The sequence below is a fragment of the Kitasatospora misakiensis genome (genome assembly GCF_042656005.1).
Classification (GTDB): Bacteria; Actinomycetota; Actinomycetes; order Streptomycetales; family Streptomycetaceae; genus Kitasatospora; species Kitasatospora misakiensis.
On record NZ_JBHSOF010000014.1, the window covers coordinates 58,316 to 83,868 of the forward strand.

The 25,553-nt window shown below is 73.4% G+C and carries 24 protein-coding genes; 16 read left to right on the forward strand and 8 right to left on the reverse strand.

Annotated features, from left to right (window positions below):
* Positions 1-7: 7 nt before the first annotated feature.
* Complete coding sequence (locus tag ACFP3U_RS13655; protein ID WP_380225729.1) at positions 8-1,060, reverse strand: metal ABC transporter substrate-binding protein; 1,053 nt, start codon at positions 1,058-1,060, stop codon at positions 8-10.
* 191 nt (positions 1,061-1,251) lie between these two features.
* On the opposite strand from ACFP3U_RS13655, the gene ACFP3U_RS13660 reads away from it, so the two are divergent.
* On the forward strand, positions 1,252-2,634 hold the full coding sequence (locus ACFP3U_RS13660) for a glycine--tRNA ligase (protein WP_380225730.1): 1,383 nt from the start codon (positions 1,252-1,254) through the stop codon (positions 2,632-2,634).
* Between the two features lie 78 nt (positions 2,635-2,712).
* On the opposite strand, the gene ACFP3U_RS13665 is transcribed toward ACFP3U_RS13660, so the two are convergent.
* Positions 2,713-3,885: a hypothetical protein gene (locus ACFP3U_RS13665; RefSeq protein WP_380225731.1), complete on the reverse strand. Its 1,173-nt coding sequence runs from the start codon at positions 3,883-3,885 to the stop codon at positions 2,713-2,715.
* A 167-nt stretch (positions 3,886-4,052) separates the two neighbouring features.
* Positions 4,053-4,667 carry an NADAR family protein gene (locus ACFP3U_RS13670; protein ID WP_380225732.1) on the reverse strand — a complete coding sequence of 205 codons (615 nt, stop codon included), beginning with the start codon at positions 4,665-4,667 and terminating at the stop codon, positions 4,053-4,055.
* 150 nt (positions 4,668-4,817) lie between these two features.
* Here ACFP3U_RS13670 and ACFP3U_RS13675 point away from each other — a divergent pair, with 150 nt between their 5' ends.
* The 3 genes from ACFP3U_RS13675 to ACFP3U_RS13685 all read left to right on the forward strand — a co-directional run bounded on the left by ACFP3U_RS13675 (position 4,818) and on the right by ACFP3U_RS13685 (position 6,258).
* The gene (locus ACFP3U_RS13675; protein ID WP_380225733.1) at positions 4,818-5,252 is read left to right on the forward strand and encodes a VOC family protein; all 435 of its coding nucleotides are present in this window, start codon (positions 4,818-4,820) and stop codon (positions 5,250-5,252) included.
* A gap of 176 nt (positions 5,253-5,428) precedes the next feature.
* Positions 5,429-5,992, forward strand: coding sequence for an RNA polymerase sigma factor (locus tag ACFP3U_RS13680; RefSeq protein ID WP_380225734.1), 564 nt, complete (start codon positions 5,429-5,431; stop codon positions 5,990-5,992).
* A complete protein-coding gene (locus ACFP3U_RS13685) occupies positions 5,992-6,258 on the forward strand; it encodes a hypothetical protein (protein ID WP_380225735.1) in 267 nt (88 codons plus the stop codon). The genes ACFP3U_RS13680 and ACFP3U_RS13685 overlap by 1 nt, the downstream gene beginning before the upstream one ends.
* Positions 6,259-6,324: 66 nt before the next feature.
* Here the strand turns inward: ACFP3U_RS13685 and ACFP3U_RS13690 are convergent, their stop codons facing one another.
* Positions 6,325-7,782, reverse strand: a complete 1,458-nt coding sequence (locus tag ACFP3U_RS13690) for an MFS transporter (protein WP_380225737.1) — start codon at positions 7,780-7,782, stop codon at positions 6,325-6,327.
* Positions 7,783-7,882: 100 nt separating this feature from the next.
* Between ACFP3U_RS13690 and ACFP3U_RS13695 the strand changes: the two genes are divergently transcribed.
* Entirely contained in the window at positions 7,883-8,815 is a 933-nt protein-coding gene (locus ACFP3U_RS13695) for a helix-turn-helix transcriptional regulator (RefSeq protein WP_380225739.1), read from the forward strand.
* A 407-nt stretch (positions 8,816-9,222) separates the two neighbouring features.
* Here ACFP3U_RS13695 and ACFP3U_RS13700 read toward each other — a convergent pair whose 3' ends face one another.
* Complete coding sequence (locus ACFP3U_RS13700) at positions 9,223-9,867, reverse strand: hypothetical protein (protein ID WP_380225741.1); 645 nt, start codon at positions 9,865-9,867, stop codon at positions 9,223-9,225.
* Positions 9,868-10,001: 134 nt separating this feature from the next.
* On the opposite strand from ACFP3U_RS13700, the gene ACFP3U_RS13705 reads away from it, so the two are divergent.
* The 8 genes from ACFP3U_RS13705 to ACFP3U_RS13740 all read left to right on the forward strand — a co-directional run bounded on the left by ACFP3U_RS13705 (position 10,002) and on the right by ACFP3U_RS13740 (position 19,179).
* Complete coding sequence (locus ACFP3U_RS13705) at positions 10,002-11,231, forward strand: sensor histidine kinase (protein ID WP_380225743.1); 1,230 nt, start codon at positions 10,002-10,004, stop codon at positions 11,229-11,231.
* Positions 11,219-11,863, forward strand: a complete 645-nt coding sequence (locus ACFP3U_RS13710) for a response regulator (RefSeq protein ID WP_380225744.1) — start codon at positions 11,219-11,221, stop codon at positions 11,861-11,863. Before ACFP3U_RS13705 ends, ACFP3U_RS13710 begins: the two co-directional genes overlap by 13 nt.
* Positions 11,860-12,777 (forward strand): DUF4097 family beta strand repeat-containing protein, encoded by a 918-nt coding sequence (locus tag ACFP3U_RS13715; protein ID WP_380225745.1) that lies wholly within the window; start codon positions 11,860-11,862, stop codon positions 12,775-12,777. The genes ACFP3U_RS13710 and ACFP3U_RS13715 overlap by 4 nt, the downstream gene beginning before the upstream one ends.
* Positions 12,778-13,113: 336 nt before the next feature.
* A complete protein-coding gene (gene dusB, locus ACFP3U_RS13720; RefSeq protein ID WP_380225813.1) occupies positions 13,114-14,220 on the forward strand; it encodes a tRNA dihydrouridine synthase DusB in 1,107 nt (368 codons plus the stop codon).
* A gap of 563 nt (positions 14,221-14,783) precedes the next feature.
* Positions 14,784-17,492, forward strand: coding sequence for a pyruvate, phosphate dikinase (ppdK, locus tag ACFP3U_RS13725; protein ID WP_380225746.1), 2,709 nt, complete (start codon positions 14,784-14,786; stop codon positions 17,490-17,492).
* Between the two features lie 232 nt (positions 17,493-17,724).
* On the forward strand, positions 17,725-18,264 hold the full coding sequence (locus ACFP3U_RS13730; protein ID WP_380225747.1) for a ribonuclease domain-containing protein: 540 nt from the start codon (positions 17,725-17,727) through the stop codon (positions 18,262-18,264).
* 94 nt (positions 18,265-18,358) lie between these two features.
* A complete protein-coding gene (locus ACFP3U_RS13735; RefSeq protein ID WP_380225748.1) occupies positions 18,359-18,841 on the forward strand; it encodes a hypothetical protein in 483 nt (160 codons plus the stop codon).
* Complete coding sequence (locus ACFP3U_RS13740; protein ID WP_380225749.1) at positions 18,841-19,179, forward strand: transcriptional regulator; 339 nt, start codon at positions 18,841-18,843, stop codon at positions 19,177-19,179. Before ACFP3U_RS13735 ends, ACFP3U_RS13740 begins: the two co-directional genes overlap by 1 nt.
* Before the next feature lie 5 nt (positions 19,180-19,184).
* Here the strand turns inward: ACFP3U_RS13740 and ACFP3U_RS13745 are convergent, their stop codons facing one another.
* The 3 genes from ACFP3U_RS13745 to ACFP3U_RS13755 all read right to left on the reverse strand — a co-directional run bounded on the left by ACFP3U_RS13745 (position 19,185) and on the right by ACFP3U_RS13755 (position 21,156).
* Positions 19,185-19,613 carry a hypothetical protein gene (locus ACFP3U_RS13745; RefSeq protein WP_380225750.1) on the reverse strand — a complete coding sequence of 143 codons (429 nt, stop codon included), beginning with the start codon at positions 19,611-19,613 and terminating at the stop codon, positions 19,185-19,187.
* Positions 19,553-20,260 carry a hypothetical protein gene (locus ACFP3U_RS13750; RefSeq protein WP_380225751.1) on the reverse strand — a complete coding sequence of 236 codons (708 nt, stop codon included), beginning with the start codon at positions 20,258-20,260 and terminating at the stop codon, positions 19,553-19,555. The genes ACFP3U_RS13745 and ACFP3U_RS13750 overlap by 61 nt, the downstream gene beginning before the upstream one ends.
* Before the next feature lie 170 nt (positions 20,261-20,430).
* The gene (locus ACFP3U_RS13755) at positions 20,431-21,156 is read right to left on the reverse strand and encodes a GNAT family N-acetyltransferase (protein ID WP_380225752.1); all 726 of its coding nucleotides are present in this window, start codon (positions 21,154-21,156) and stop codon (positions 20,431-20,433) included.
* Positions 21,157-21,855: 699 nt separating this feature from the next.
* Here ACFP3U_RS13755 and ACFP3U_RS13760 point away from each other — a divergent pair.
* The 3 genes from ACFP3U_RS13760 to ACFP3U_RS13770 all read left to right on the forward strand — a co-directional run bounded on the left by ACFP3U_RS13760 (position 21,856) and on the right by ACFP3U_RS13770 (position 25,543).
* A complete protein-coding gene (locus ACFP3U_RS13760; RefSeq protein WP_380225753.1) occupies positions 21,856-22,800 on the forward strand; it encodes a PAC2 family protein in 945 nt (314 codons plus the stop codon).
* Between the two features lie 210 nt (positions 22,801-23,010).
* A complete protein-coding gene (locus tag ACFP3U_RS13765; protein ID WP_380225754.1) occupies positions 23,011-24,018 on the forward strand; it encodes an SGNH/GDSL hydrolase family protein in 1,008 nt (335 codons plus the stop codon).
* A 208-nt stretch (positions 24,019-24,226) separates the two neighbouring features.
* Complete coding sequence (locus ACFP3U_RS13770; protein ID WP_380225755.1) at positions 24,227-25,543, forward strand: deoxyguanosinetriphosphate triphosphohydrolase; 1,317 nt, start codon at positions 24,227-24,229, stop codon at positions 25,541-25,543.
* Positions 25,544-25,553: the final 10 nt, after the last annotated feature.

Genomic DNA, 25,553 nt, shown 5'->3' on the forward strand with positions numbered 1-25,553 from the left:
GGTCCCGTCAGCTGGTGGGGGCGGCGGGCGTGGTGCTCGCCGGGGTCGCTGGGGTTGCGCCGGTCGTCGGGGTGGCCGGGGTGGTGCCGGTCGCCGGGGTGGTGCCGGTCGGGGTGCTCGCGCCGAGGGCGGCCTGCAGGTTGGCCAGGTTCTGCTTCATGACGGTGAGGTAGTCGTCCTTGGCCGGGTCCTTGACGCCCTCCAGCGGGTCGAGGACGGCGGTCTTGAGGCCGAGGTCCTTGGCGACGGTGTCGGCGAGCTTGGGGCTGACCAGGGTCTCGAAGAAGATCGTGGTGACGCCGTTCTCCTTGGCGGCCTTCTGGACGTCGGCGAGCCGGGCCGGGGTGGGCTCGGACTCGGGGTCGACGCCGTTGATGGCGACCTGGGTGAGGCCGTAGGCCTCGGCGAGGTAGCCGAAGGCGGCGTGGCTGGTGACGAAGGTGCGGGTCTTCGCGTCCTTCAGCCCGTCCTTGAACTCCTGGTCGAGGGCGGTGAGCCGGCCGACCAGTTCCTCGGTGTTCTTCCGGTAGTCCTCGGCGTGGGCGGGGTCGGCCGCGGCGAACTCGGCGCCGACGCTCCTGGCCACCGCGGCGTAGCGGGTCGGGTCGAGCCAGATGTGCGGGTCGCCGGCGGCCTCGTCGTGGTCGTGGCCGTCGCCCTCGGTGTGGCCCTCCGCGAGGTGGTGGTCCTCCAGCGGGCTGGCCGCGGTGGCGTCGATCTTGTGCTTGGCGTCGGAGCCGGCGACCGCCTTGTCGACGGTGGGCTGCAGGCCCTTGAGGTAGACCACCGCGTCGGCCTTCTTGACCGCCCCGACCTGCTTGGCGGTGAGTTCGAGGTCGTGCGGCTCGACGCCGGCGGCGGTGAGGTCGGTGACCTTCACGTGCTCGCCGCCGATCCGGCCGGCGAGGTATTCCATCGGGTAGAAGGAGGCGACGACGTTCAGCTTGCCGTCCGTGCCCTGGGCGCTGCTGTTGCCGCCGCAGGCCGTCAGCGTGAGGCCGGCGGTGAGGGCGGCGGCGGTCAGGGCTATGGCGCCGCGAGTACGTCGTCGGATCATCATGACAACCATTCTCAGATTAGATGGAAATGATTGTCAAATCACTCGGACGGGTGAACGGACAATGACGGTGAGTGGGCCGGTACCGGCGATACCGATTTGAACCCTGTACCCATATGGCCGGTAACCTTGGGTATTCGGGTACGCGCAACCAGCCGTGCCCTGACCGTGCCGTACGTACTGAAGAGAGCACTGTGGCAGCCGACAAGATCGAGACGATCGTCAGCCTGAGCAAGCGCCGTGGCTTCGTCTACCCCTGCAGCGAGATCTACGGCGGCACGCGTGCCGCCTGGGACTACGGTCCGCTGGGCGTCGAACTCAAGGAGAACATCAAGCGCCAGTGGTGGCGTGCGATGGTCCAGGCCCGCGAGGACGTCGTCGGACTCGACTCGTCGGTGATCCTGGCCCGCGAGGTCTGGGAGGCTTCCGGCCACGTCCAGACCTTCAACGACCCGCTGACCGAGTGCCTCTCCTGCCACAAGCGCCACCGGGCCGACCACCTGGAGGAGAAGTACGAGGCCAAGCACGGCTTCCCGCCGCCGAACGGCCTCCAGGACATCAACTGCCCGGACTGCGGCACCAAGGGCCAGTTCACCGAGCCCAAGGACTTCTCGGGCATGCTGAAGACCCACCTCGGTGTCACCGAGGAGGCGAGCGGCCTGGCCTACCTGCGTCCGGAGACCGCCCAGGGCATCTTCACCAATTTCAAGGCCGTCCAGACCACCTCGCGCAAGAAGCCGCCGTTCGGCATCGCCCAGGTCGGCAAGAGCTTCCGTAACGAGATCACCCCCGGCAACTTCATTTTCCGGACCCGCGAGTTCGAGCAGATGGAGATGGAGTTCTTCGTCAAGCCGGGCGACGACGAGCAGTGGCACGAGTACTGGCTCCAGCAGCGCTGGGACTGGTACGTCGGCCTCGGCCTGCGCACCGAGAACATGCGCCTGTTCGAGCACCCGAAGGAGAAGCTCTCCCACTACGCCAAGCGCACGGTGGACATCGAGTACCGCTTCAACTTCGGCGGCAGCGAGTTCTCCGAGCTGGAGGGCATCGCCAACCGCACCGACTACGACCTGACGGTGCACAGCGAGGCCTCCGGCCAGGACCTCAAGTACTTCGACCAGGAGTCCGGCGAGCGGTACTTCCCGTACGTCATCGAGCCGGCGGCCGGCCTCAACCGCGCCCTGCTGGCCTTCCTGCTCGACGCCTACTTCGAGGACGAGGCGCCGAACGCCAAGGGCGTCATGGAGAAGCGCGTCGGCATGCGCCTGGACCCGCGGCTCGCCCCGGTCAAGGTCGCGGTGCTGCCGCTGTCGCGCAACGCCGACCTCTCGCCGAAGGCCCGCGGCCTGGCCGCCGACCTGCGCACCGCGTGGAACGTCGAGTTCGACGACGCCGGCGCCATCGGCAAGCGCTACCGCCGCCAGGACGAGATCGGCACGCCGTTCTGCGTGACGGTCGACTTCGACACCCTTGAGGACAACGCGGTGACCGTGCGCGAGCGCGACACCATGGCGCAGGAGCGCGTCTCGCTCGACCAGGTGAAGTCCTACCTGGCGGCGCGGCTCATCGGCTGCTGACGCCTGCGTGTGCGGAGCCCCTGCCCGCCCCGGTCCATCCGGGGCGGGCGGGGGCTTTGTGCTGCGGTCGGACGCGTGTCAGCGGCGGCCCCAGCGTGAGCGCGGGCGGGGGGTCGGGGCGGTGGTGGGCAGGCCGGCCGTGCGGAGGGCGGCGAGTGTGGTGCGATGGTGCTCCGCGTCCGCGAGCAGGGGTGCGAGCAGCGCCTCGTAGAGGTCCGGACGGTCGGCCAGGGCGCCCGCTAGCCGGACCAGTTCGGTCGGCGGGCGGAGCACCGCCAGGTCGCCCAGCAGCAGGCCGGGCAGTGGCGGGGCCAGCGAGGTGGCGAGGGCGGTGAGGTCGGCGGTGGGCCGGCCGGCGGCCTGGCGCAGCAGGGTCCGGGCGTCGTCGGCGCGGTCGGCCTGGTGGAGGGCGGTGGCGAGGGCGGCCAGCTCGGTGGTCGGGGCGGAGCCCCACTCCCACAGCAGGGTGGCGCCGTCGGCGTGCTGCCCGGCCCGTTCGAGTCCGTCCAGCAGGGCCGGCAGATCGTCGGCGGGGCAGGAGCGCAGGGCGTGGAAGAGATCCCCGGCCTCCTCGGCCAGCCCGGCCTGGCGCAGTTCGGCGAGGGTGGCGGCGGCGTGCCGGGGGCTGCCGTGGACGGCGCTGCGGGCGAGGTGGACGGAGGCGCCGGCCGGCCCGCGGCGGGCCAGTAGGGCGGCCAGCCGGGCGGTGTCCTCGGGGGTGAGGTGCTCGGCGGCCTGGCCCAGGATGTCGGCGGCCTCGGTGGGAGAGGCGTGCCGGTACAGGCCGGTGATGCGCTCGGCGAGGGCGGCGAGCTCGCCGGGGGAGCGGCGGCGTGGTGGGGCGGGGGCGGCTGGGGCGGCGGATTCGGGCTCGTGGTGGGGTGTGCCGTCGTGGGGTATGCCCTCGTGAGGTGTACTGCCGGGTGTGTCGTACCCGGTGGCGAGGCGCGGCGCGGGCTGGCGCAGCCGCTCCTCAAGGGTCTTCAGCCGGTCGCTCAGCTCCAGGCAACGGGCGCCCAGTCCCTCGCGGAGCGTCCGGGCCTGGGCCAGTTGCCGCAGCAGCTCGCCGTCCGGTCGCTGCCGGTCGGGCAGTGACCGGACGGTTTCGACGAGCCGGCGCTCGCGCTGCCCCGCGTACTGGCTGGCCCGGAGTAACTCGTCGAGCTGGGATCTCAGTTCGAGAGCGTCCTGCTCGCTCCCGAGGACGTCCGCGTCCGGTGCGAGGGGCTGTTCCGTGTGCCGTGTACGCATGATCACCGCAACCTGTCCACTTGGCCCTGACGGCCAGTCATCCTGGCGTTGAAATACGGCGCTGAAGTTACGGCAGTGCGTCCACTTTCTTGCGAGTGGTGTCAGGGGGCGCAAGGGGCGCACGGGTGGTGAGCAACCCGGCGCACGCTCCCGGCGGGAGCGCCCCCTTACGCCGAGGCGCCGGTCGTGGTGGCGGCGCTGTCGGCCGCGAGCCGGGCGCGGGCCTCCATGAGAGCGAAGCCGAGCAGGTTCTCGCCGCGCCACTCGGCGGGCCGTTCGGCGCGTTCGTTGTCCGCGCCGAGGCCGATGCCCCAGATCCGGTCGAGCGGGCTGGCCTCCACCAGGACGCGTCGACCGGTCGACAGCAGGTAGCGGCGGAGGTCGTCGTGGCCGCCGAACTTGGCGACGTTGCCCGCGACGACCAGCTCGAAGCGGCCGTCGCGCCAGGCGGCGTCGTCGAAGTCGCGGACCTGGCGGCCCAGCTTCTTCGCCTCGGCGGCGCTCGGGGCGGCCAGGATCCGGGCGAGGGTCTTGGTGTCGTCGAACATCCGGGCCTTGCCCGCCATCATCCAGTGCTCGGCGGTCGCGTAGGTCACGCCGTCGACGGTGAACGGGTGGCCGGGCCACCACTGGCTCAGCACACCGGGCCCGAGCGAGCCGTCCCGCTGCGACTGGTGTCCCCAGAACATCAGCCACTCGGGCCGGGCTCCGGCCGCCACGGCCGTGGTCAGGTCGGCGCGGTTTCGGGTGTCGACGGGGTCGATCGCGTGCTCGTCACTCATATCGTCATGCTGACACGAAGTCGGGTGGCGCGGCGAACGGGTTTTCGCCGCCGGACCCATCGGCGGGGCCCGTCCCCACGCCACCGGGGAATCAGCTGTCCCAGCCGTGCGGTTGACGCCTCCGAATCCAACTACCCGTCAGGAGCTGATATGTCCGAGCCGTCCGCCGAGAGCACCGCCCCCGCCGTCCGCGAACTGCGCCTGGTCGTCACGGCGGCCGACTACGAGCAGGCGCTGCACTTCTACCGCGACGTCCTCGGCCTCCCCGAACGCGCCGCCTTCGCCTCCCCCGATGGGCGGGTCAGCATCCTGGAGGCCGGTCGCGCCACCCTGGAGATCGCCGACCCGGGCCAAGCCGACTTCATCGACGAGGTCGAGGTCGGCCGCCGCGTCGCCGGTCACCTCCGCGTCGCCTTCCAGGTCGACGACTCCACCGCCGTCACCGCCAAGCTCGCCGCCGCCGGTGCCGAGGTGATCGCCGAGCCCGTCCGCACTCCCTGGAACTCCCTCAACTCCCGCCTCGAAGCCCCCGGCGCCCTCCAGCTCACCCTCTTCACCGAACTCGGCGAGCCGGCCTCGGAGTGAGATCCGGAGCCGACCGGGGTGAATCCTTCGGCGGGATCGCGGCCTCTTATAGGTGTCTTCGGCGAGGGCCGGGGCGCGAGAGGAGGCGATGACGATGATCTGGGCGGCGGTGGCGGTCGGGGTGCTGCTGGTCGGGGCGTGCAGTGTGACGGTGCTGCGGGCGTCGGGGCGGCGGCGTGGCTGAGGTGCGGGAGTGGCCGGGCAGTTCGGTGGTGTCCGCCGCGCAGGACGGGGACGTGGAGGCGATCGCCGCGCTGGTGTCGGGGGCGCACCCCCATGTCCAGCGGTTCGCGCGGTCGCTCTGCGCCACGCCGGAGGACGCCGAGGACGCCGCGCAGGAGGCGCTGATCATCCTGTACCGCAAGATCGGCATGCTGCGGGCGACCGGGGCGCTGGCCTCGTGGATGTTCCGGATCGTGCGGAACGAGTGCCTGCGGCGGGCCCGCCCGGTGCTGGGCCCGGTGCTAGGGCCGGTGCTGGGGGAGCGTCCGGCGGCCGGGGAGGGGTCGTTCCGCTCGGTGGAGGACGAGGTGCTGGGGCGGCTGGAGGCCGGCCGGGTCGCCGAGGCGATCGCCGCGTTACCGGAGGACCAGCGCCGGGTGCTGATCATGCGGGACGTGCAGGGCCTCGGCGGACGGACGGTCGCCGACGCGCTGGGGCTCAGCACGGCCGCCATGAAGTCCCGGCTGCACCGGGCCCGGGCGGCGGTCCGGGCCGCCACGGTCGGCGGGGGGTGGTGATGGGCGGGTCGTCGGGGTTCGCGAGCCGGACGGTCGCCGGGCACCTGGCCCGGGGTGCGGTGGGGTTCGGCGCGTTGATCGGGGCGTTCGCCCTGGTGCCGTTCGTGGGGCCGGTGGCGCTGCTGCTGCTCCCGCTCGGGGTGCTCGCGCTGCGTGGGTGCCCGACGTGCTGGGTGATCGGGCTGATGGAGACGGTGTCGTGGGGGCGGCTGGAGCGTTCGTGTGTCGACGGGCGGTGCGAGTTGCGTCCGGCCGGCTCCAAGTAGCGCGGCCTCGTCGCGACCGTCCGGGAGCGGGCGGTCGCGACGAGGCCGGTGGCCCAGACCCGGCCGTCAGCCGATGGAACGGGGGAGACGGGTCGTCAGGTAGAAGATGGTGAACGAGCCCAGCAACTGGATGCCCAGGCAGAGGGCGAGCGCGCGGTCCATACCCAGCGAGGGCGAGAGGCTCAGGTAGAGGGTGCCGAGGGTGGCGACACCCAGCGCGAGGCTGGACTGCTGGCCGGTGGCGAGGACGCCGCTGCCCACGCCCGCCCGCGCGGCGGGGACCTTGGAGAGGACGACGCGGAACAGCGGGGTGCCGATCAGACCCTGCCCGATTCCGGCGAGGGCGACGCCCGGAGCCATCCGCAGCGCGGAGAACCCGTTCCAGTCGGCGAGCACGGTGACGGCCAGGGTGGCGAGACCGAGGGCCTGGACGGCGGCGCCGGCGGTCAGGACCCGGCTGCCGAAGCGGCCGATGAGGCGCGGGCCGGAGAGCGAGGCGGTGAAGTAGCCGACCGCCATCGGGACCAGCGCCCAGCCGGCCGCGACCGGTCCGAGGTGCAGGCCCTGCTGGAGGGCGACCGCGATGACGAACATGAAGCCGCCGAAGCCGGTGAAGTAGGGGAGGGCGATGCCGAGGCCGTGCCGCATCTCGGGGATGCGCAGCAGGGTGGGCGGGACCAGGGGCGCGCCGCCGCGGCGCTCGGCCCGGCGCTCGACCAGGGCGAAGGCGGTGGCGAGGACGGGGAACAGCGCGAGCAGCAGCCAGGACCAGAGCGGCCAGCCGGCGGCGCGGCCCTCCATCAGCGGGATGAGCAGGGCGAGCAGGGCGGCGGTGAGCAGCACCGTGCCGGCCACGTCGACCTTGGTGGCCTGCTGGGCGCGGCTCTCCGGGACGAAGCGCAGGGCGAGGACGAGGGCGAGCAGGGCGAAGGGGACGTTCAGCAGGAAGACCGAGCGCCAGCCGGTGCCGAACAGGTCCGCCGCGACCAGCATGCCGCCGAGGACCTGCCCGATGACCACCGAGATGCCGCCGACCGCGCCGTAGATCGAGAGCGCGCGACCGCGCCGGGCGCCGTGGGTGGCGGCGGTGATGGTGCCGAGGACCTGGGGGATCAGCAGGGCGGCCGAGGCGCCCTGGGCGGCCCGGGCGGCGACCAGGCTCCACGCCCCGGGGGCGAGCCCGCAGGCGAGCGAGGTCACGGCGAAGGCGGCGGCCCCGGCGACGAAGAGACGGCGACGGCCGAAGATGTCGCCGAGCCGCCCGCCGAGGACGAGCAGGACGGCGAAGGCGATGCCGTACCCGGCGGCGACCAGCTCCAGGACGGCGGGGCCGGCGGCGAGGTCGTGGTCGATGGTCGGCAGGGCGACATTGACGATGAAGAAGTCGAGCATCGGGAGGAACGCCCCGAGCAGGACGGTGACCAGTCCGGCGGTTCCGAGGGAGGGCGCGGAGGGAGCCGGGGTGGTGGAGGTGGTGGAGGTGGCAGTGGCGAGGGGCCTGGTGGCGGTCAGTTGCTGGGTCACGGTCCTACGATCCGATGCCTCGCACCCTGGTACCAGAGTGTGCTTATCCAGGTATAAGAAGTACCTGGCAACAGGATGGCGCGTGCCGCATGCTGGTGGAATGAGTCTGACCACCACCCCTGCGGCAACCACCGTCGCGGTGACCACCGCCATGGCACCCGCGGGGAAGGCGTCCCCCGATCCGCGGCGGCAGCAGCTCGCGGCGTTCCTCCGCAGCCGCCGGGAGCGGATCACCCCCGAGCAGGTGGGGCTGCCGCTGACCGGCCGGCGGAGGACTCCGGGGTTGCGCCGTGAGGAGGTGGCGCAGCTCGCCGCCGTCGGGGTCACCTGGTACACGTGGTTGGAGCAGGGGCGCGAGATCCAGGTGTCCGTGCAGGTGCTGGACGCGGTGGCCCGCGCCCTGCTGCTCGACCCCAGCGAGCGGGCCCATCTGTTCACCCTGGCCGGTGCGGAGGATCCGGCGCCGGTGCGGGAGTGCCCGACCGTCACGCCCGCGGTCCGGATGACGCTGGATCGGATGGCCCCCTACCCGGCCGCGGTGATCAACTCCCGCTACGACGTGCTGGCGTACAACGCGCAGTACACCGGGATCGTCGGTGACCTGGAGGCGCTTCCGCCCGCGGACCGCAATCTGATGTGGCTGGCCTTCACCCCCTCGCGCTTCCACGACGTGCTGGTGGACCACGAGGAGGAGCGGGACGTCATGGTCGCCCGCTTCCGGTCCGGGATGGGCGATCACGGGGCCGAGCCCGCCTGGCGGGCGCTGCTCTGCCGACTGCGCAAGGCCTCCCCGGTGTTCGACGCGGCCTGGCAGCGGCACGACGTCCTGCGGCCGGGGAACGGGCTGAAACGCTTCCTGGTGCCGGAGGTGGGGCTGCTCCGCCTCGACTACACGAGCTTCTGGCTCGGCCCGGCCCAGGGACCGCGGATGGTCGTCTACACCCCGAAGGACGAGGAGACCACCGCACTGCTGGCTCGGCTGCCCGTCCGGCTGCCGTCGGCCGGGGCGGGGGCGGCGGCGCCGCTCCACTGACGGCCGCCCGGCGCGGGCCAGACCGAGGGCCAGGCAGAGTGCCGCCAGCGGGAGTTCCACACAGCCCGCCATCATCAGCGCGGCGAGTGTCTCGGGGCCCGGGCCGGCGGTGGCGACGTCGACCAGGGCGTCGGCCGCGAGCAGCAGGGCCACCACGGTGGCGGGCCCGGCGGTGGCCGGGCTGCGGTGGCGCAGCACGGCGTCCAGCCGGAGCAGGGCGGCGAGTTCGCACAGGTCGAGGGCGACCCAGGCCGTCTCTCCGGCGGCCGCGAGCACGGCCACCCACGGCAGCAGCAGGAAGGCGGCGACGGCGGGCACCCGCTCGGTGAGCGGACCGAACCCGGGGCGGCCGAACACCGGGCGGCCGAACGCGGGGCGGCCGAACCGGGGGGCGAGGGCAGCGGGGCTCATCGGGCACCCCCGGAGGACGCGGTGTCGACCTCCGTGGCGACGCGGGTACCGACCTGGGGGTCGACGCGCGGGGCGACACGGGTGCGGGCCCGGGCCAGCCGCGACCGCTCGGACGCGGCGCCGCCCGCCTCGACGAGCACGCCGTCGAAGACGCCCTCGGCCCAGGCCAGCCAGAACTCCCCGACGACGGTGACCACCTCGGCCGCGGTGACGGCCGGGGCGGGCCGGCCCGGCAGGCGGAGCAGCCGCCCGCGGGTGAATCCGACGACCGGGACCGCGCCGTCGCGCGGCAGCCGCCCCCAGGCGAGCCCGTGCCGGGAACGGCGGCGCCCGCCCGACCCGGCTCCGGGGTCGGCCCAGGCACGGGCCCCGCGCAGCAGGCCGCCGGTGAGCCGGGCCGCGACCAGCACGTCCACCAGCTCGTCCTGCTCGTAGACCTCCAGGGCCGCCCGGCCGCGCCGCCGGCCGGTCGGCACACTGCGCACCGACCACGGCCCGGCGGGACCTTCGAGGCCGGCGGGCCCGACCGGCAGCCGCCCCTCGATCGGCCTGGCCGGGGCGGCCGCGGCCGCGGCGGGGGCGACGCCGTGGGTCGGACGCCCGTGCGGCAGATCGGCGGAGTGCGATGCGGTGCTCGTCATGCCCTCAAGACTGGCCGCCCCGGACGGCCTTGTCGGTAGTGCACCGATCCGAATCGGGGGTGTACCCAGCTTCACCATTTCTCGGCAGCCCCCTTCATGGTGACGGTCGATCATGCCGCTCTAGGCTGTCCGCCATGCCCTCCACGAAGCTGCGCCACGCGCTCGCCGGGAGCGCCGCCCAGCCCCCGTGGCCGGCGGCGCTCTGGCGGGACGCCCGGTTCGTCGCCGCCGGAATCCCCCTCGCCCTGCCTATCTGGTTGGCCGTCACCACCCCCAAGACGGCCCTGGTCGTCCTGGGGGTGGTCCTGCTCGGCATCCGCCCGCTCTCCTCCGCGCAGCGCGCCCGGCTGCGCGCGCTGCGCGGGGTGGACGTCCCGCCGCTGCTGCGGCCCGTCGGGACGCAGGGGGGCCTGGTGACGGCGCTGCGCACCGGCGTCAGCTGGCCCCAGGTCGGCTACCACCTGATCGTCGGCCCGCTGGTCGCGGCCGGGGTGCTGGCGGTGGTCTGGGCGGGCGGCGCGGCCCTGACGGCCTCGACGGTCTTCGGCTGGGCCTGGCTGATGCCGCCCTCCTCGCCGGTCGTGGACCACTGGCCCAAGATCGACATTCCGCTCACCGTCGGCGGTCTGGTCCTGCTGGTGCTGCTGCCCCGGGCGGTCGGCCTGCTGGCCCGGCTGGACGAGGCGCTCGCGGTGCGCATGCTCGGTCCGGGCCGGACGGCGGTGCTGGAGCACCGGATCGAGGAGGTGGTGGAGAGCCGGGCCGGGCTGGTGGACGCGGTCGACGCCGAGCGCCGCCGGATCGAGCGCGATCTGCACGACGGTGCCCAGCAGCGGCTCACCTCCCTCGCCATGAACCTGGGCCTGGCCCGCCGCACCCTCAAGGACATCCCGCCCGAGGCCATGCAGGTGATCGTCGAGGCGCACGAGGAGGCCCAGGCCGCCATCGACGAGCTGCGCGGCCTGGTCCGCGGTCTGCACCCGGCCGTCCTGGAGGACCGCGGGCTGGACGCGGCGCTCTCCGGCATCGCGGCCCGCGTCCCGCTGCCGGTCCGGCTGGACGTCGAGCTGGCCGAGCGGATAGCGCCGACCGTCGAGGCCGTCGCCTACTTCACCGTCTCCGAGGCGCTGACCAACGTCGCCAAGCACGCCCGGGCCTCCCGGGTGGAGGTCTCGGTGCGGACGGCCGGCGGCCGGCTGCGCCTGGTCGTCAGCGACGACGGGGTGGGCGGGGCGGACGCCTCGCGCGGCACCGGCCTGACCGGTCTGCGCCAGCGCACCGCCTCGGTCGACGGGTCCCTGTCCGTACTCAGCCCCGTCGGGGGCCCGACCACCATCACCGTGGAGTTGCCGTGCGTGCTGTGATCGCCGAGGACTCGGTCCTGCTCAGGGTCGGCCTGGTCAAGGTCCTGGAGGCGGTGGGCTACGAGGTGGCCGCCGCCGTCGGGGACGCCGAGGCGCTGCTCGCCGCGGTGGAGGAGCACCGTCCGCGGGTGGTGGTCGCGGACGTCCGGATGCCGCCGGGCTTCTCCGACGAGGGCGTCCGGGCCGCGCTGGTCATCCGTCGGCAGTGGCCGGAGGTGGCGGTGCTGCTGCTCTCCCAGTTCGTGGAGGAGCGCTATGCCGCGGACCTGCTGACCAGCAACACCAGCGGGGTCGGCTACCTGCTCAAGCAGCGGGTGGCCAATGTGGACGACTTCGTGGACGCCTTGCAGCGGGTCGCCGAGGGTGGGACGGCCCTGGATCCGGAGGTGGTCGCCCAACTGCTGGTGCGCCGCCACCGCGATCCGCTGGAGCGGTTGACACCGCGTGAGCGGGACGTGCTCGCCCTGATGGCGGAGGGTCGCTCGAACGCCGCGATCGCGAGCGCCCTGGTGGTCAGCGACAGTGCGGTGGCCAAGCACATCAACTCGATCTTCGCCAAGCTCGACCTGCCGCCGGCCGACGACAGTCACCGCCGGGTGATGGCGGTGCTGCGCTTCCTGGAGGTGGCATGACGACGCCCGGCGCGGCGCCCACCGCCGGGACCGCGCCCACCGCCGGGACCGCGCCCACCGCCGGATCCGCCCCGACGGCCGGGGCCGCCCCGACCGCGGGACCTCCGCCCGGGTCCACCCGCGGCGGCCAACGGGGCCAACGGGGCTGGCGGGTGCTCGGCACCCTCGCGCTCGTCGTGACGCTGCTGACCGGCGCCGTGCAGACCTGGGGGATGGCGGTGCAGCAGCAGACCCGGTCGGAGAAGTCCTACGAGGTCGCGGTGGCCAGGGTGAGGCTGGACACCGGCCGGGCCACCGTCCGGATCCGCCCCGGGCGGGAGGGCCGGGTGGTCGTCGGGCAGTCGCTGAACTGGATGATCAAGAAGCCGGTCGTCGCGGCGCTCTTCGACCAGGGCGAGCTCGACGTCCGGATGACCTGCAACCAGTCGCTGCCGATCAGTGACTTCGCCTGCGGTGCGGTGATCGAGCTGGAGGTGCCGCCCGGTGTCGCGGTGACCGGCCGACAGTCCAGCGGCAGTATCGACATCGCCGGTGTGACCGGGGCGATCGATCTGGTCTCCACTTCGGGGGAGGTCAGGGTGGCCGACGTGTCCGGCCCGCTGACCGTGCGCACCACCTCCGGCTCCGTGCGCGGCAGCCGCCTCCGCTCCCCGAGCGCCGATGTGGCCGCGACCTCGGGCTCGGTGGAGCTGGGCTTCCGCACGACACCCTCGGCCGTGGACATCGGTGTCACGTCGGGAGCGGTGTTGCTGGGCCTGCCGAGCGGGTCCCGCTACGACTTCGAGGGCGGGACGGTTCCACGGGGCGGGATCGATCCGACGCTGGCCGATCGCTCCAGCCCGCACAAGGTGAGGATCTCGGTCAGCTCCGGCTCGGTGTCGATCTTCGCGAAGGACGCCGAGGCCGACGGCTGAGCTACCGGCCTGCGGAGGGCCCCGCACCGCCCACCGGCCCCGATCGCCCCCGGCCGATCGCCCCGGGTCGGGAGCCGCCCGGGCGGCTGCGCCGAGTGGGGGACAATGAAGAGTCCCCGAACCCGCCGTCCCCGAGGTCAGCCGCGCATGACAGTCCCGCCCGCACCCACCGAGCCGAGCACCGCGACCGGCACCGCGACTGCCCCCGCCACCGCGTACACGGACGCCACCGCGAACACGAACACGAACGCCCCCGCGAGCGCCCCCGGCACCCCGAGCGCCCCCGCCCCCGCGAGCGCCCCCGGCACCGAGTTCGCGCCGCTGACGGTCGGCCCGATGCAGGTCTGGCCGCCCGTGGTGCTGGCGCCGATGGCCGGCATCACCAACGCGCCGTTCCGCACCCTCTGCCGCGAGCAGAGCGGCGGCAAGGGCCTCTACGTGTCCGAGATGATCACCACCCGGGCCCTGGTCGAGCGCAACGCCAAGACGATGCAGCTGATCAAGTTCGACCCGAGCGAGAAGCCGCGCTCGATCCAGCTGTACGGCGTGGACCCGGTGACCGTCGGTAAGGCGGCCCGGATGATCGCCGACGAGAACCTCGCCGACCACATCGACCTCAACTTCGGCTGCCCCGTCCCCAAGGTGACCCGCAAGGGCGGCGGCTCGGCGCTGCCGTACAAGCGCAACCTGCTGCGCGAGATCCTCCGCGAGGCCGTGTCCAACGCCGGTGACCTGCCGGTCACCATGAAGATGCGCAAGGGCATCGACGACGACCACCTCACCTACCTGGACGCCGGCCGGATCGGTGCCGAGGAGGGCGTCTCCGCGATCGCCCTGCACGGGCGCACCGCCGCCCAGCACTACGGCGGCACCGCCGACTGGTCGGCGATCGCCCGGCTGCGCGAGTCCGTGCCGGCGGAGATCCCGGTGCTCGGCAACGGGGACATCTGGTCGGCGGACGACGCGGTGCGGATGATGCGCGAGACCGGCTGCGACGGTGTGGTGGTCGGCCGTGGCTGCCTGGGCCGGCCGTGGCTGTTCAAGGACCTGGTGGCGATCTTCGAGGGCGAGGTGGACTACGCCCGCCCGACCTTCGCCGATGTGGCGCGGGCGATGGTCCGCCACGCGCAGCTGCTCGGCGAGTGGCTGGGCGACGAGGCCCGGGGTGTGATCGACTTCCGCAAGCACGTCGCCTGGTACACCAAGGGCTTTTCGGTGGGTTCGGAGCTGCGGGTGAAGCTGGCCAACTCGTCCTCGTTGGCCGAACTGGCCGAAACCCTGGCCCTGGTGGAGCAGTCGCAGGCCTGGCCGATCGGTGCCGACGGCCCGCGCGGGCGGACCAGCGGCAACAACCGGGTCGTCCTGCCGGAAGGCTGGTTGGACGATCCGTACGACTGCGCCCGACCGGGTGATGATGCCGAATCGGACACCTCTGGCGGTTGATCTGTACGGGGTGGCAGAAATGCCCTCTCTGGGGCGACTGCCACTCCGTCCCAGCCCTCTTTGCCACTCTGGACAAGAGGGCTCCTTTTCGGCAGTCGAATGTCACGGAGCGGGCACGTTTCTGGACGCAGTGCGACGATAGGCGGAGTCGGCCTACGCTCGATCGGTGAGATGTGCTCGTGACGCTTGCCACATACCCTGCTCGCCCGGAGGGGCCGACAGGACGAAATGAACAAGTCGGAGGCGGATCGCTTCCCGAAGGGGGTGGCGGTGGATCGGCGACTGAGGGTGCAGGAAATCAAGCCGGGCCGTCAGGTCGGGCGGCCGGTCGCTACCGTGCGTTCCCGACGTGTGATCTTCCGGTTTCACCGCCTTCAATACTTGAACACACCCTCGCGTCATCCGGACGATTTCGCCACCAGAGGTGAACGCCGTTCAAGGCATTCGATCTAGCGGGTTACGTGCCGGTACTGGCCACGTACGGCCTATTGGCGGCGCAGAAGCGCCTTCGAAATGGGTATGTTCTCCGGCGTCAGGGCAACCGTGTGCGAGGAGACCGACCCGTGGCGTCCCAGCAGAAGTTTGTTTACTCCTTCACTGAAGGAAACAAGGACCTCAAGGATCTTCTTGGCGGTAAGGGCGCGAACCTGGCCGAGATGACCAACCTGGGTCTCCCCGTCCCTCCGGGGTTCACCATCACCACCGAGGCCTGCAAGGTCTTCCTGGAGACGGGCAGCGAGCCCACCTCGCTGCACGAGGAGATCAGCGCCCACCTGGACGCTCTTGAGCAGGAGATGGGCAAGAAGCTCGGCCAGGCCGACAACCCGCTGCTCGTCTCGGTGCGTTCGGGTGCCAAGTTCTCCATGCCCGGCATGATGGACACCGTCCTGAACATCGGCCTCTCCGACGCGTCGGTGAACGGCCTGGTCGCGCAGTCCGGCAACGAGCGCTTCGCCTGGGACTCCTACCGCCGCCTGGTCCAGATGTTCGGCAAGACCGTGCTGGGCGTCGACGGCGAGCTGTTCGAGGAGGCCCTGGACGAGGCCAAGCACGCCAAGGGCACCACCAGCGACCTCGACCTCGGCGCGGAGGACCTGAAGCAGCTGGTCGACGTGTTCAAGGGCATCGTCGAGCGCGAGACCGGCCGGGCCTTCCCGCAGGACCCGCGCGAGCAGATGGACCTCGCCATCCACGCCGTCTTCCACTCCTGGAACGGCGACCGGGCCCGGCTCTACCGCCGCCAGGAGCGCATCCCGAACAACCTGGGCACCGCGGTCAACGTCTGCAGCATGGTCTTCGGCAACCTCGGCGAGGACTCCGGCACCGGTGTCGCCTTCACCCGCGACCCCTCCACCGGTGCCCAGGGTGTCTACGGCGACTACCTGTCCAACGCCCAGGGCGAGGACGTCGTCGCCGGCATCCGCAACACGCTGCCGCTGTCCGAGCTGGAGAAGCTCGACAAGAAGTCGTACGACGAGCTGATGACGATCATGCAGACGCTCGAGAACCACTACCGCGACCTCTGCGACATCGAGTTCACCATCGAGCGCGGCAAGCTCTGGATGCTGCAGACCCGGGTCGGCAAGCGCACCGCCGCGGCCGCCTTCCGGATCGCCGTCCAGTTGGTCGACCAGGGCCTGATCGACCTGGACGAGGCCCTCATGCGGGTCACCGGCGGCCAGCTCTCCCAGCTGATGTTCCCGCGGTTCGCCCCGAACGCCGAGTCCAAGCAGATCGCCCGGGGCCTCGCCGCCTCGCCCGGCGCCGCGATCGGCAAGATCGTCTTCGACTCCTACACCGCGGTGAAGTGGTCGCGCTCCGGCGAGAAGGTCATCCTGGTCCGCCGCGAGACCAACCCGGACGACCTGGACGGCATGATCGCCGCCGAGGGCATCCTCACCTCCCGCGGCGGCAAGACCTCGCACGCCGCCGTCGTCGCCCGCGGCATGGGCAAGACCTGTGTCTGCGGCGCCGAGGAGCTGGAGGTCGACACCAAGCGCCGCCGGATGACCACCTCCGACGGCCTGGTGCTGGAGGAGGGCGATGTCGTCTCGATCGACGGCGCGACCGGCAAGGTCTACCTCGGCGAGGTACCCGTGCTGCCCTCCGCGGTGGTCGAGTACTTCGAGGGCACCCTGCACGCCGGCGCCGATGTCCAGGGCGGCCTGGTCCAGGCCGTGCACCGCCTGATGTCGCACGCCGACGGCCGCCGCCGCCTCGCGGTGCGCGCCAACGCCGACAACGCCGAGGACGGTGGGCGCGCCCGCCGCTACGGCGCCCAGGGCATCGGCCTGTGCCGCACCGAGCACATGTTCCTCGGTGAGGAGCGCCGCAAGGAGGTCGAGCACCTGATCCTCGCGGACAACGACAAGGACCGCGAGCAGGCGCTCTCCACCCTGCTGCCGCTGCAGAAGGGCGACTTCCTGGAGCTGTTCCAGGCGATGGACGGCCTGCCCGTCACGGTCCGTCTGCTCGACCCGCCGCTGCACGAGTTCCTGCCGGACATCACCGAGCTGTCGGTGCGCGTCGCCCTCGCCGAGGCCCGCAAGGACCCGAACGAGAACGACCTGCGCCTGCTCCAGGCGGTGCACAAGCTGCACGAGCAGAACCCGATGCTCGGCCTGCGCGGTGTGCGCCTCGGCCTGGTCATCCCCGGCCTGTTCGGCATGCAGGTCCGCGCCATCGCCGAGGCCGCCGCCGAGCGCAAGCTGGCCGGCGGGGACCCGCGCCCCGAGGTGATGATCCCGCTGGTCGGCACCGTCCAGGAGCTGGAGCTGGTCCGCGACGAGTGCGAGCGCGTGCTCGCCGAGGTCGCCCGGTCCACCGGCGTCCGGCTGGACATCAAGCTCGGCACCATGATCGAGCTGCCGCGCGCCGCCGTGACGGCCGGCCAGATCGCCGAGGCCGCCGAGTTCTTCTCCTTCGGCACCAACGACCTCACCCAGACGGTCTGGGGCTTCTCCCGCGACGACGTCGAGGCCTCCTTCTTCACCGCCTACCTGGAGAAGGGCATCTTCGGGGTCTCACCGTTCGAGACCATCGACCGCGACGGTGTCGGCTCCCTGGTGAAGCACGCCGTCGAGGCCGGCCGGGCCACCCGCCCCGACCTCAAGCTCGGCGTCTGCGGCGAGCACGGCGGCGACCCGGAGTCGGTGCACTTCTTCCACGAGGTGGGGCTGGACTACGTCTCCTGCTCCCCCTTCCGGATCCCGGTGGCGCGCCTGGAGGCAGGCCGCGCCGCCATCGAGACCGCGGGCAGCGACTCGCGCTGATTGCCGAGGGGCGTTGAGCCCCTCGGCACGGCCGAAACGCTGACCGTGCCCCCTCCATCGGGGAGGGGCGTACACCGGAGCTCGGCGCAGGAGAACCGGCGTACGTGAAGCGGCCGGGGCAGGAACGGACAATGGCGTCCGTACCCGCCCCGGCCGCGTGCTTTTCCGGCCCCGGCCCCGGCCGCGCGTGTGGTTGTCCGGGCCGCGGTCCGGTGGCTGCCAAGCTGGGCCCATGACCAGCAGAAACCGCCTGTGGACCGTCCCCGCCGCGCTGCTCTGCGTGCTCGCCGCCGCGGTCGGGTGCGCGCGCTCGGACGACACCGGCGGCGGCGCGTCCAGGCCCGCCGCGGCCGCCGCGACCGCCTCCGGCCCGGCACCGGGGGCCGTCACCTCCGGCCCGGCGGCGCCGAAGCCCAGCGCGCCGCGCTCCTCGGCCGCCCCGGCCACCCCGCCGGCCGCCGGCGCCGGCTGGGTGCCGACCGACCCGGCGATGGCCGACGTCTGCCGCACCCGGCTGCCCGGCCAGGCCCTCGACACCCTCGGCCTGATCGCCAAGGGCGGCCCCTGCCCCTACCGCTCGGACGGCATCGTCTTCGAGAACCGTGAGAGCCGCCTCCCGCGCAAGGCCTCCGGCTACTACCACGAGTTCACCGTCGTCACCCCCGGCTCCGCCGACCGCGGCGCCCGCCGCGTGGTCACCGGCGACTCCGGCGAGCAGTACTGGACGGCCGACCACTACGCCACCTTCCAGGAGATCGACGCCCGCTGCTGAACGGATCCGGCCTCCGCTCTGAAAGTACTTTCCACAATGGAAAGTACGTGCCATAGTGGAATCAAGATCAACGATCACCACCTGGGGGGACTCCATGAGCGATTCCGTGTCCGTCGAACCGTCCGTCGAACTGTCCGCGGCCGAGGCGCTGCGCCTCGCCGACCGTGCCCGCGAGGCCGCCCGGGCGCCGCAGGAGCTGCCCACCTGGTACGGCGTCACCTTCGCGGTGGGCTTCTCGCTCTACGGCATCGGCCTGGGCTACGCCCTCTGGGCCGACGTGAGCTGGCTGCTCGGCGTCCTGGGCGCCGGCTTCGCGGCGCTGAGCGGCGCTCTGGCCGGCGTGGTGTCCCGCCGCGGCGGCGTGGCGAGGGGCATGGCGCCGAGCCTCGCCGGGCCGGCGGCCCGCGCGGTGCTCCTGCTGTTCGCGGGCGCCCTGGGCGTGGCCGGGGTCGTCCACCTGCTGGGCGCCGACGCCCGCTGGTCCTTCGGTGGCGCGGGCGTGACGGCCGGGGTGCTGTTCTGGCTGGCCGTGACGCGTCTGAACGCCCGGATTCGCCGCGAGTCCGAGGAGGCGTGATGGCCGGGCTCGACCCGCTGCTCCAGCACCCCACCCGGCTTACCGTGGTGGCGTTCCTCGGCGGCTGCGTCGAGGCCGAGTTCTCCGCCGTCCGGGACTACTGCCAGGTCTCCGACTCCGTCCTGAGCAAGGCGGCGAGCGCCCTGGAGGAGGCCGGCTACATCGTGGTGAAGAAGGGGTACGTCGGCAAGCGTCCCCGCACCTGGCTGGCCGTCACCGGCACGGGGCGCCGGGCGCTCGCCGACCACCTGGCCGTCCTGCAGCGGCTGGCGGCGGCGGCCGAGGCTGCGGGCCGGGAGGCGGAGGAACAGGCGGATGGGCACGCGGCGGGCTCGTGACGGCCTCAGCGGGCCCGCCGCCAGCTGATCCGGGCGTGCGGCCCGTGCGGGTCGGCGGCGAGCAGCGCGGCCAGTTCGTGGAGCACCGGTGCCGGGTCGCGGCGCAGCTGGAGCGGTGTGGTGCGGACGACCGGGAGGCCGGCGGCGGTCAGCCGGTTGGCCCGGGTGAGGCTCCGCTCGTGGTCGGCCGGGCGCAGGTGCCAGGCCCGGGAGTCGATCTCCAGCGCGACGCAGGCCTGCGGCCAGTAGGCATCCGGGACGGCGAGGAACCGTCCGTCCAGGAAGAGCACCGGGTTCCAGAGCGGCTCGGGCAGCCCGGCGCCGCGCACCGCGTCCCGGGCCTCGCCCTCGACCACCGAGCGGACCCCGGCCGTCAGCTCCTCCACCACCCCGGCCAGCCGGGGCAGCGTGCAGGCGTCCGGCCGGGCGAGCAACTGGTCGAGCAGCTCACCGAGTTCGCAGTGCCGCCGCTGGACGGCCTCGGCGCAGAGCGCGCGGAACCGGCGCCGTCCGCTCTCTCCCGGGGAGCGAGGTCCGCCAGCGCGCGGGCGACCGAGGTGCTCCAGAGCCCGTCGTCGCGCTCGAAACCGCCGGGCATCGCCCCGCCGGCCCGGTGGATCCGGACGAACCCCCGATCGGCTACCCGCCGCTGACCAGGGATCAGGACGTCCACCTCGGCGAGGTCGGCGGGGTGCCCGGCGGAGGGGAGACCGGCATCGGCGAGCACTGCGGCCCCGGTGAGCAGCACCTCCCCGGCCTCCGGCGCGGGCCGCCCCTTGGGACCCGCGTACGCGAGCGCGGCCCGCAGCCGCTGATGCGCGGTCAGCCGGCCGGTCTGCAGGCAGATCACCCGGGGCAGCACCCGCTGCCACGGCCCCCCGGGCCGCAACCGGTGCGCGATGGTGCCGGACGGCACGCCGAGCCCGCGCAGCTGGGCCCGGGTGACGATGTGCTGCTGGTCGGCGCCGACCAGCAGCAGCGGATCGACGAGCGGACGCGGGGCGGCGAGCGGACGCGGTCCGACGAGCGGACGCGGTTCGACGAGTAGGGGCGGGCCGGAGAGCGGGGTGGCGCGGATCATGCCCGGGTGGTTCCCACCAGGGTCGGCGGCATGCGGAACATCGCCCGCCGGGGGAGTGCCCGGTCAAACCCGGTTGACGCCCGACCGGTGCGGCGGGCGGTGACGCCAGGGCGCCGGCCGTGGGCCCGGACCCCGCGGGCCCGGACCGCGAAGGTCCGGGCCCACGGCCCTCAGGCCGTGATCAGGTGCCCGCCGCCGCCGTGTCTAAGGCACTCCTGGTTGATCGCCGGATCCGGGGCGCTCGGCGAGGTGGCGGCGGCGATCCGCAGCTCGATGATGTCCCGCACGGCCGGCCACTCGTCGTCCAGGATCGAGTAGAACGCGGTGGACCGGACCACCCCGTCCAGCCCGCGCGAGTGCGCCCGGCGGACGCCCTCGGGGGTCGCGCCGAGCCGCTCGATGGCCGCCCGCGACCGCATGTTGCGGGCGTCGGCGCGCAGCGAGATCCGCTGCACGCCCCACACCTCGAAGGCGTGCCGCAGCATCAGCAGCTTCGCCTCGGTGTTGATGCCGGTGCCCTGGGCCCGCGGGGACAGCCAGGTGTTGCCGATCTCGGCGGCGTCTGGGACGGCGGTGGCCGGGTCCCCGAACGGCACGCCCGGCACCGGCGGCCAGACGAGCGGCCCCTGCCAGTAGTCGAGTTCCAGGAACCGGGTGGAGCCCACCACGCGGCCGTCGGCCTGGTTCACCGTCGCGAACGGCAGCGACCGGCCGGAGGCCTGGTCCGCCAGAGCGCGCGCGATGTACTCCCGGGCTGCTTCCAGGCCGTGCGGGACGGGGGTGAAGGCGTAGGTCGTACGGTCCTCGGCGCCGGCCTGGGCGATGGCCTCGGCATGGTGCGGGGCGAGGGGCTCCAGCCGCACGGTGCGGCCGGTGAGGATGACAGGTACGGGCACGGAACCTTCGGTCCTTCGGCGGTCGGAGGAAGCTGGTCCGTGCCGGGGTGCGGTCCGGGCCAGCCATGGACGGTTCGCCCCGTTCCGGAGTGCGCCCACGGTGCCCGCGTACGCCGGAGTCCGGTCGAGCGGGGTGGGGAGCGACGGCCCGGAGACGGGCAGCGCGGTGCCGGAACGGACACGGATCCACGGACCGGTCCGGCGGGGATGAGCGAGGGGACAGTGTGCGTCCGCGAGATGGCCGAAGAGGAAACGAGAGCGCGAAGGGAAGCAGGCGGCCAGGTGAAGGCAAGATGCGTCGTAGGGGCTGGCCGAACACCGGTCCGGGTCGTGGTCGACGGCGTTACGGACGACGTGACGACGACGCGACGATGTGAGGCAGCGAGAGGACGATACCCGCCAGAAGGCAATGCGTCACTTCGCGGCACACGAATGGCCGTCGGGGCAGCTCGGGGGCCTGTCGCGCCGACCGTTCGCACCCCCCTGACCAGGGCCTTTCCCGGTGGGTGCGATCATGGTCCGGTCGCGCCGCGGGGGGCGCGCGGCGGGGGGTCCCGCGAAAACGGACCGGGCGTGCCGGGAATTCCGGCGGCACCCCGCACGCTGGACGAGGAGAGCCGGGTACGAGTCCCAGCGCGGGCACGCGCGGGGGAGCGCGCGGCGACCGCGACGAGGAAAGAAACGGGGTGTGGGTGAGCGGTGCGTGATCCCCAGGCGCTGTACGAGCTTGACCAGCAGGGCGTGGCCGCCGTGGCCGCGGCGAGGGCCGCGCTGTCGGACACGGGCGCCGGCCTGGTGCTGCTCCACCACTTCGAGGGCTTCATGGACGCCGGTGAGGCGGGCGCCCAGGTGGTCGCCCATCTGCTGGAGACGGGCGAGCCGCAGGTGGTGGCCCGCTTCGACCACGACCGCCTGGTGGACTACCGGGCCCGCCGTCCCGCGATGCTCTTCGACCGCGAGCAGTGGGCGTCCTACGAGCCGCCGGAGATCCTCCTCCAGTTGGTCCACGACGCGGCCGGTTCGCCGTTCCTGCTGCTCACCGGGCCGGAGCCGGACGTCGAGTGGGAGCGTTTCGCCGCCGCCGTCCGGGAACTGGTCGAGCGCTTCGACGTCCGGCTGACCCTGGACTTCCACGGCATCCCGATGGGCGTGCCGCACACCCGCCCGGTCGGGCTGACCCCGCACGGCAACCGGATGGACCTCGCGGCCGGCTACCCGCAGTGGTTCGAGCAGGCGCAGGTCCCGGGCAGCGCCCAGGCGCTGCTGGAGTTCCGGCTCGCCGAGGCCGGGCACGACGTGCTGGGCTTCGCCGCGCATGTGCCGCACTACGTGGCGCGTTCGGCGTACCCGGCGGCGGCGGTGCTGATCATGGAGGCCGTGCAGTCGGCCACCGGCCTGGTGCTGCCCGGCACCCTGCTGCGCGAGCGGGTCGATGAGGTGTACGCCGACATCGAGGAGCAGCTGGCCCACGGCGACGGCGAGTTGCGCTCGGCGATCCGCGGCATGGAGGGCCAGTACGACGCGGTGGCCGGCTCGCAGGGCCGGGAGAGCCTGCTGGCCGAGCCGGTGGACCTGCCCTCGGCGGACGAGCTGGGCCGGCGCTTCGAGCAGTTCCTGGCCGAGCACGAGCGCGGGCCCGAGTAGCAGGCCCGAGCAACAGGTCTGATCAACGGGCCCGGGCAACAGGCCGGGAGGCCCCGGACGATGGGGGAACCGTCGTCCGGAGCTTCGCGCTGCCGAGATTTCCCGGGCGGGGCGGGAGCGATCGCGCCCGCCCGTCCGTTGGGGACTGCGATGCCCGGGGGACGGGCCGTCGTAGGGAGAAGGTCAACGGTCCTACCCGGGGGGGATCCCGTGTCACTGTCCGTACGCCCGATCGGCACGCTCGGCGGCGCGCTGAGCGCGGGCCTCGCCGCCGTCCTGCTCGCCGGCTGCTCAGGCTCGTCCGGCGCCGGGAGCGTCGTCGTGGCCGCCGCGGACGGCTCCGCACCGCCGCGCGCCGCCGCCTCCGCCGCACCGACGCCGACCCCGACGCCCACCGGGCCGTACGTGGCGCTCGGCGACTCCTACACGGCGGGCCTGAAGATCAGCCCCCAGGTGGGTGAGCCGAAGGGGTGCTCCCGCTCGGGGGTCAACTACCCCTCGCTGGTGGCCCGGGCGCTCGGCCTGGCGGGCGAGCGGTTCCGCGACGTCAGTTGCAGCGGTGCCAGGACCGTCGACCTCACCGGCGCCCAGACCACCGAGAGCGGCGTCAATCCGCCGCAGCTCGACGCGCTCACCCCGGCCACCCGGCTGGTGACCGTCGGGATCGGCGGCAACGACGCAGGCTTCATGGACGTCGTCGGCCAGTGCGCCAAGGAGAACCTGGTGGAGGCGCTCAAGGGCCTGGTCGGCTCGGACCGCGCCGCCGCGCCCTGCCGGGACTCCTACGCCGCCGCGGACGGCGGCGACCAGGTGCAGCGCAAGGTGGACAGCGCCGGCGAGCGCCTCGGCGAGACGCTCAAGGAGGTCGGGCGCCGGTCCCCGAAGGCCAAGGTCTACGTGGTCGGCTATCCGTCGCTGCTGCCCACCGACCCGGCGAGCTGCCTCCCGGTGCTGGGCGCGACCGTGGCCGGCGGGGACCTCGGCTTCCTGGTGGAGAAGGAGCAGCAGCTCAACGCCATGCTGAAGCGGCGGGCGGAGGCGGCCGGGGCGGTCTTCGTGGACCTCGCCGCGGCCTCGGCCGGCCACGACATGTGCGCGGGCGAGCCCGCCCGCTGGGTGGAGCCGCCGTTCCCGGCGCACGGCCTGGCGGCGATCCACCCCAATGCCAGGGGTCAGGAGGGCGTCGCCGAGGCCGTCCTCAAGGCGGTCCGGGGCTGAGGGCCGAACGGCGGCGGGACCGGCGAGGCGGGCAGGCCGCGCCGAACGGGCCGAACGGGCCGACGGGGCCGCCGTTCCCGGCGCACGGCCCCGCGGAGCGGCGCTCCGGCGCTCACCGGCGTACGGTCAAGGGTTCACGCTCCGGCCCGCGCCCCGTCGCGCGCGGCACACTTCCGGTGTCACAGCCGCGGCGTACCGTGAGGGTCATATGGACGACACCGCGCACCGCCTCACCGCCGCCCCGACCCCGACCCCGTACGACCGCTCCGCCGAGGCCCGCTGGGTGCCGGAACCGGACAAACGCCCCGGTCGTACGGGGTTCCAGCGCGACCGCGCCCGTGTGCTCCACTCCGCCGCCCTGCGCCGGCTGGCCGGCACCACCCAGGTGGTCGCCCCGATGCGCAGTGACTTCCCCCGCACCAGGCTGACCCACTCGCTGGAATGCGCCCAGGTCGGTCGGGAGTTGGGTGCCGCCCTCGGCTGCGACCCGGACCTCGTCGAGACCGCCTGCCTGGCCCACGACATCGGCCACCCGCCGTTCGGCCACACCGGTGAGGAGGCGCTCGACCAGGCCGCGGAGGCCTGCGGAGGCTTCGAGGGCAACGCGCAGTCGCTGCGGATCCTGACCCGTCTGGAGCCCAAGCGCTTCGCCCCGCCGGACGAGGCGCCCGCCCGGCTGGCCCCCTGGCCGGGCCGCAGCGTCGGCCTCAACCTGACCCGCGCCGCCCTGGACGCCGCCACCAAGTACCCCTGGCCGCACGGCGCCCACCCCGCCGACCCGGCCTCGCCCAAGTACGGGGTCTACGCCGACGACCTGCCGGTCTTCCGCTGGCTGCGGGCGGGCTCCCCGGCCGGGCGCAAGTGCTTCGAGGCCACCGTCATGGACTGGTCCGACGACGTCGCCTACTCGACCCACGACGTCGAGGACGGCCTCCAGGCCGGCCACATCGACCCGGCCGCGCTGCGCGCCCCGAGCGAGCGCTCCGAGCTGTTCAAGGTCGCCGAGCGCTACGCCCGGGACGCCGAGCCCGAAGAGCTGGCCGACGCCCTGGACCGACTGCTCGACAAGGACTGGTGGCCCGAGTCGTACGACGGCACCGCCCGCGCCCGGGCCGGGCTGAAGGACCTCACCAGCCAGCTGATCGGCCGGTTCTGCCTGGCCGCCGAGCAGGCCACCAGGGCCCGCTACGGCCCCGGCCGGCTCACCCGGTACGGGGCCGAGCTGGTGGTGCCGCGCGAGGTCCGGCTGGAGTGCGCGGTGCTCAAGGCGGTCGCCGTCCGGTACGTGATGCAGCGCGACGAGCAGGCCCAGCTGCGGGCCCGGCAGCGGATCGTCATCGCCGAGCTGGCCGAGGCCCTCACCCGGCGCGCCCCGGAGGTGCTGGACCCGGTCTTCGCCGCGATGTACCAGGAGGCGGAGGACGACCGCGCCGCCCTGCGCACGGTGATCGACCAGATCGCCACCCTCACCGACGCCTCCGCCCTGGCCCTGCACGCGCGGCTGGTCGACCCGACCCGGAGCTGACCGGCCCCGC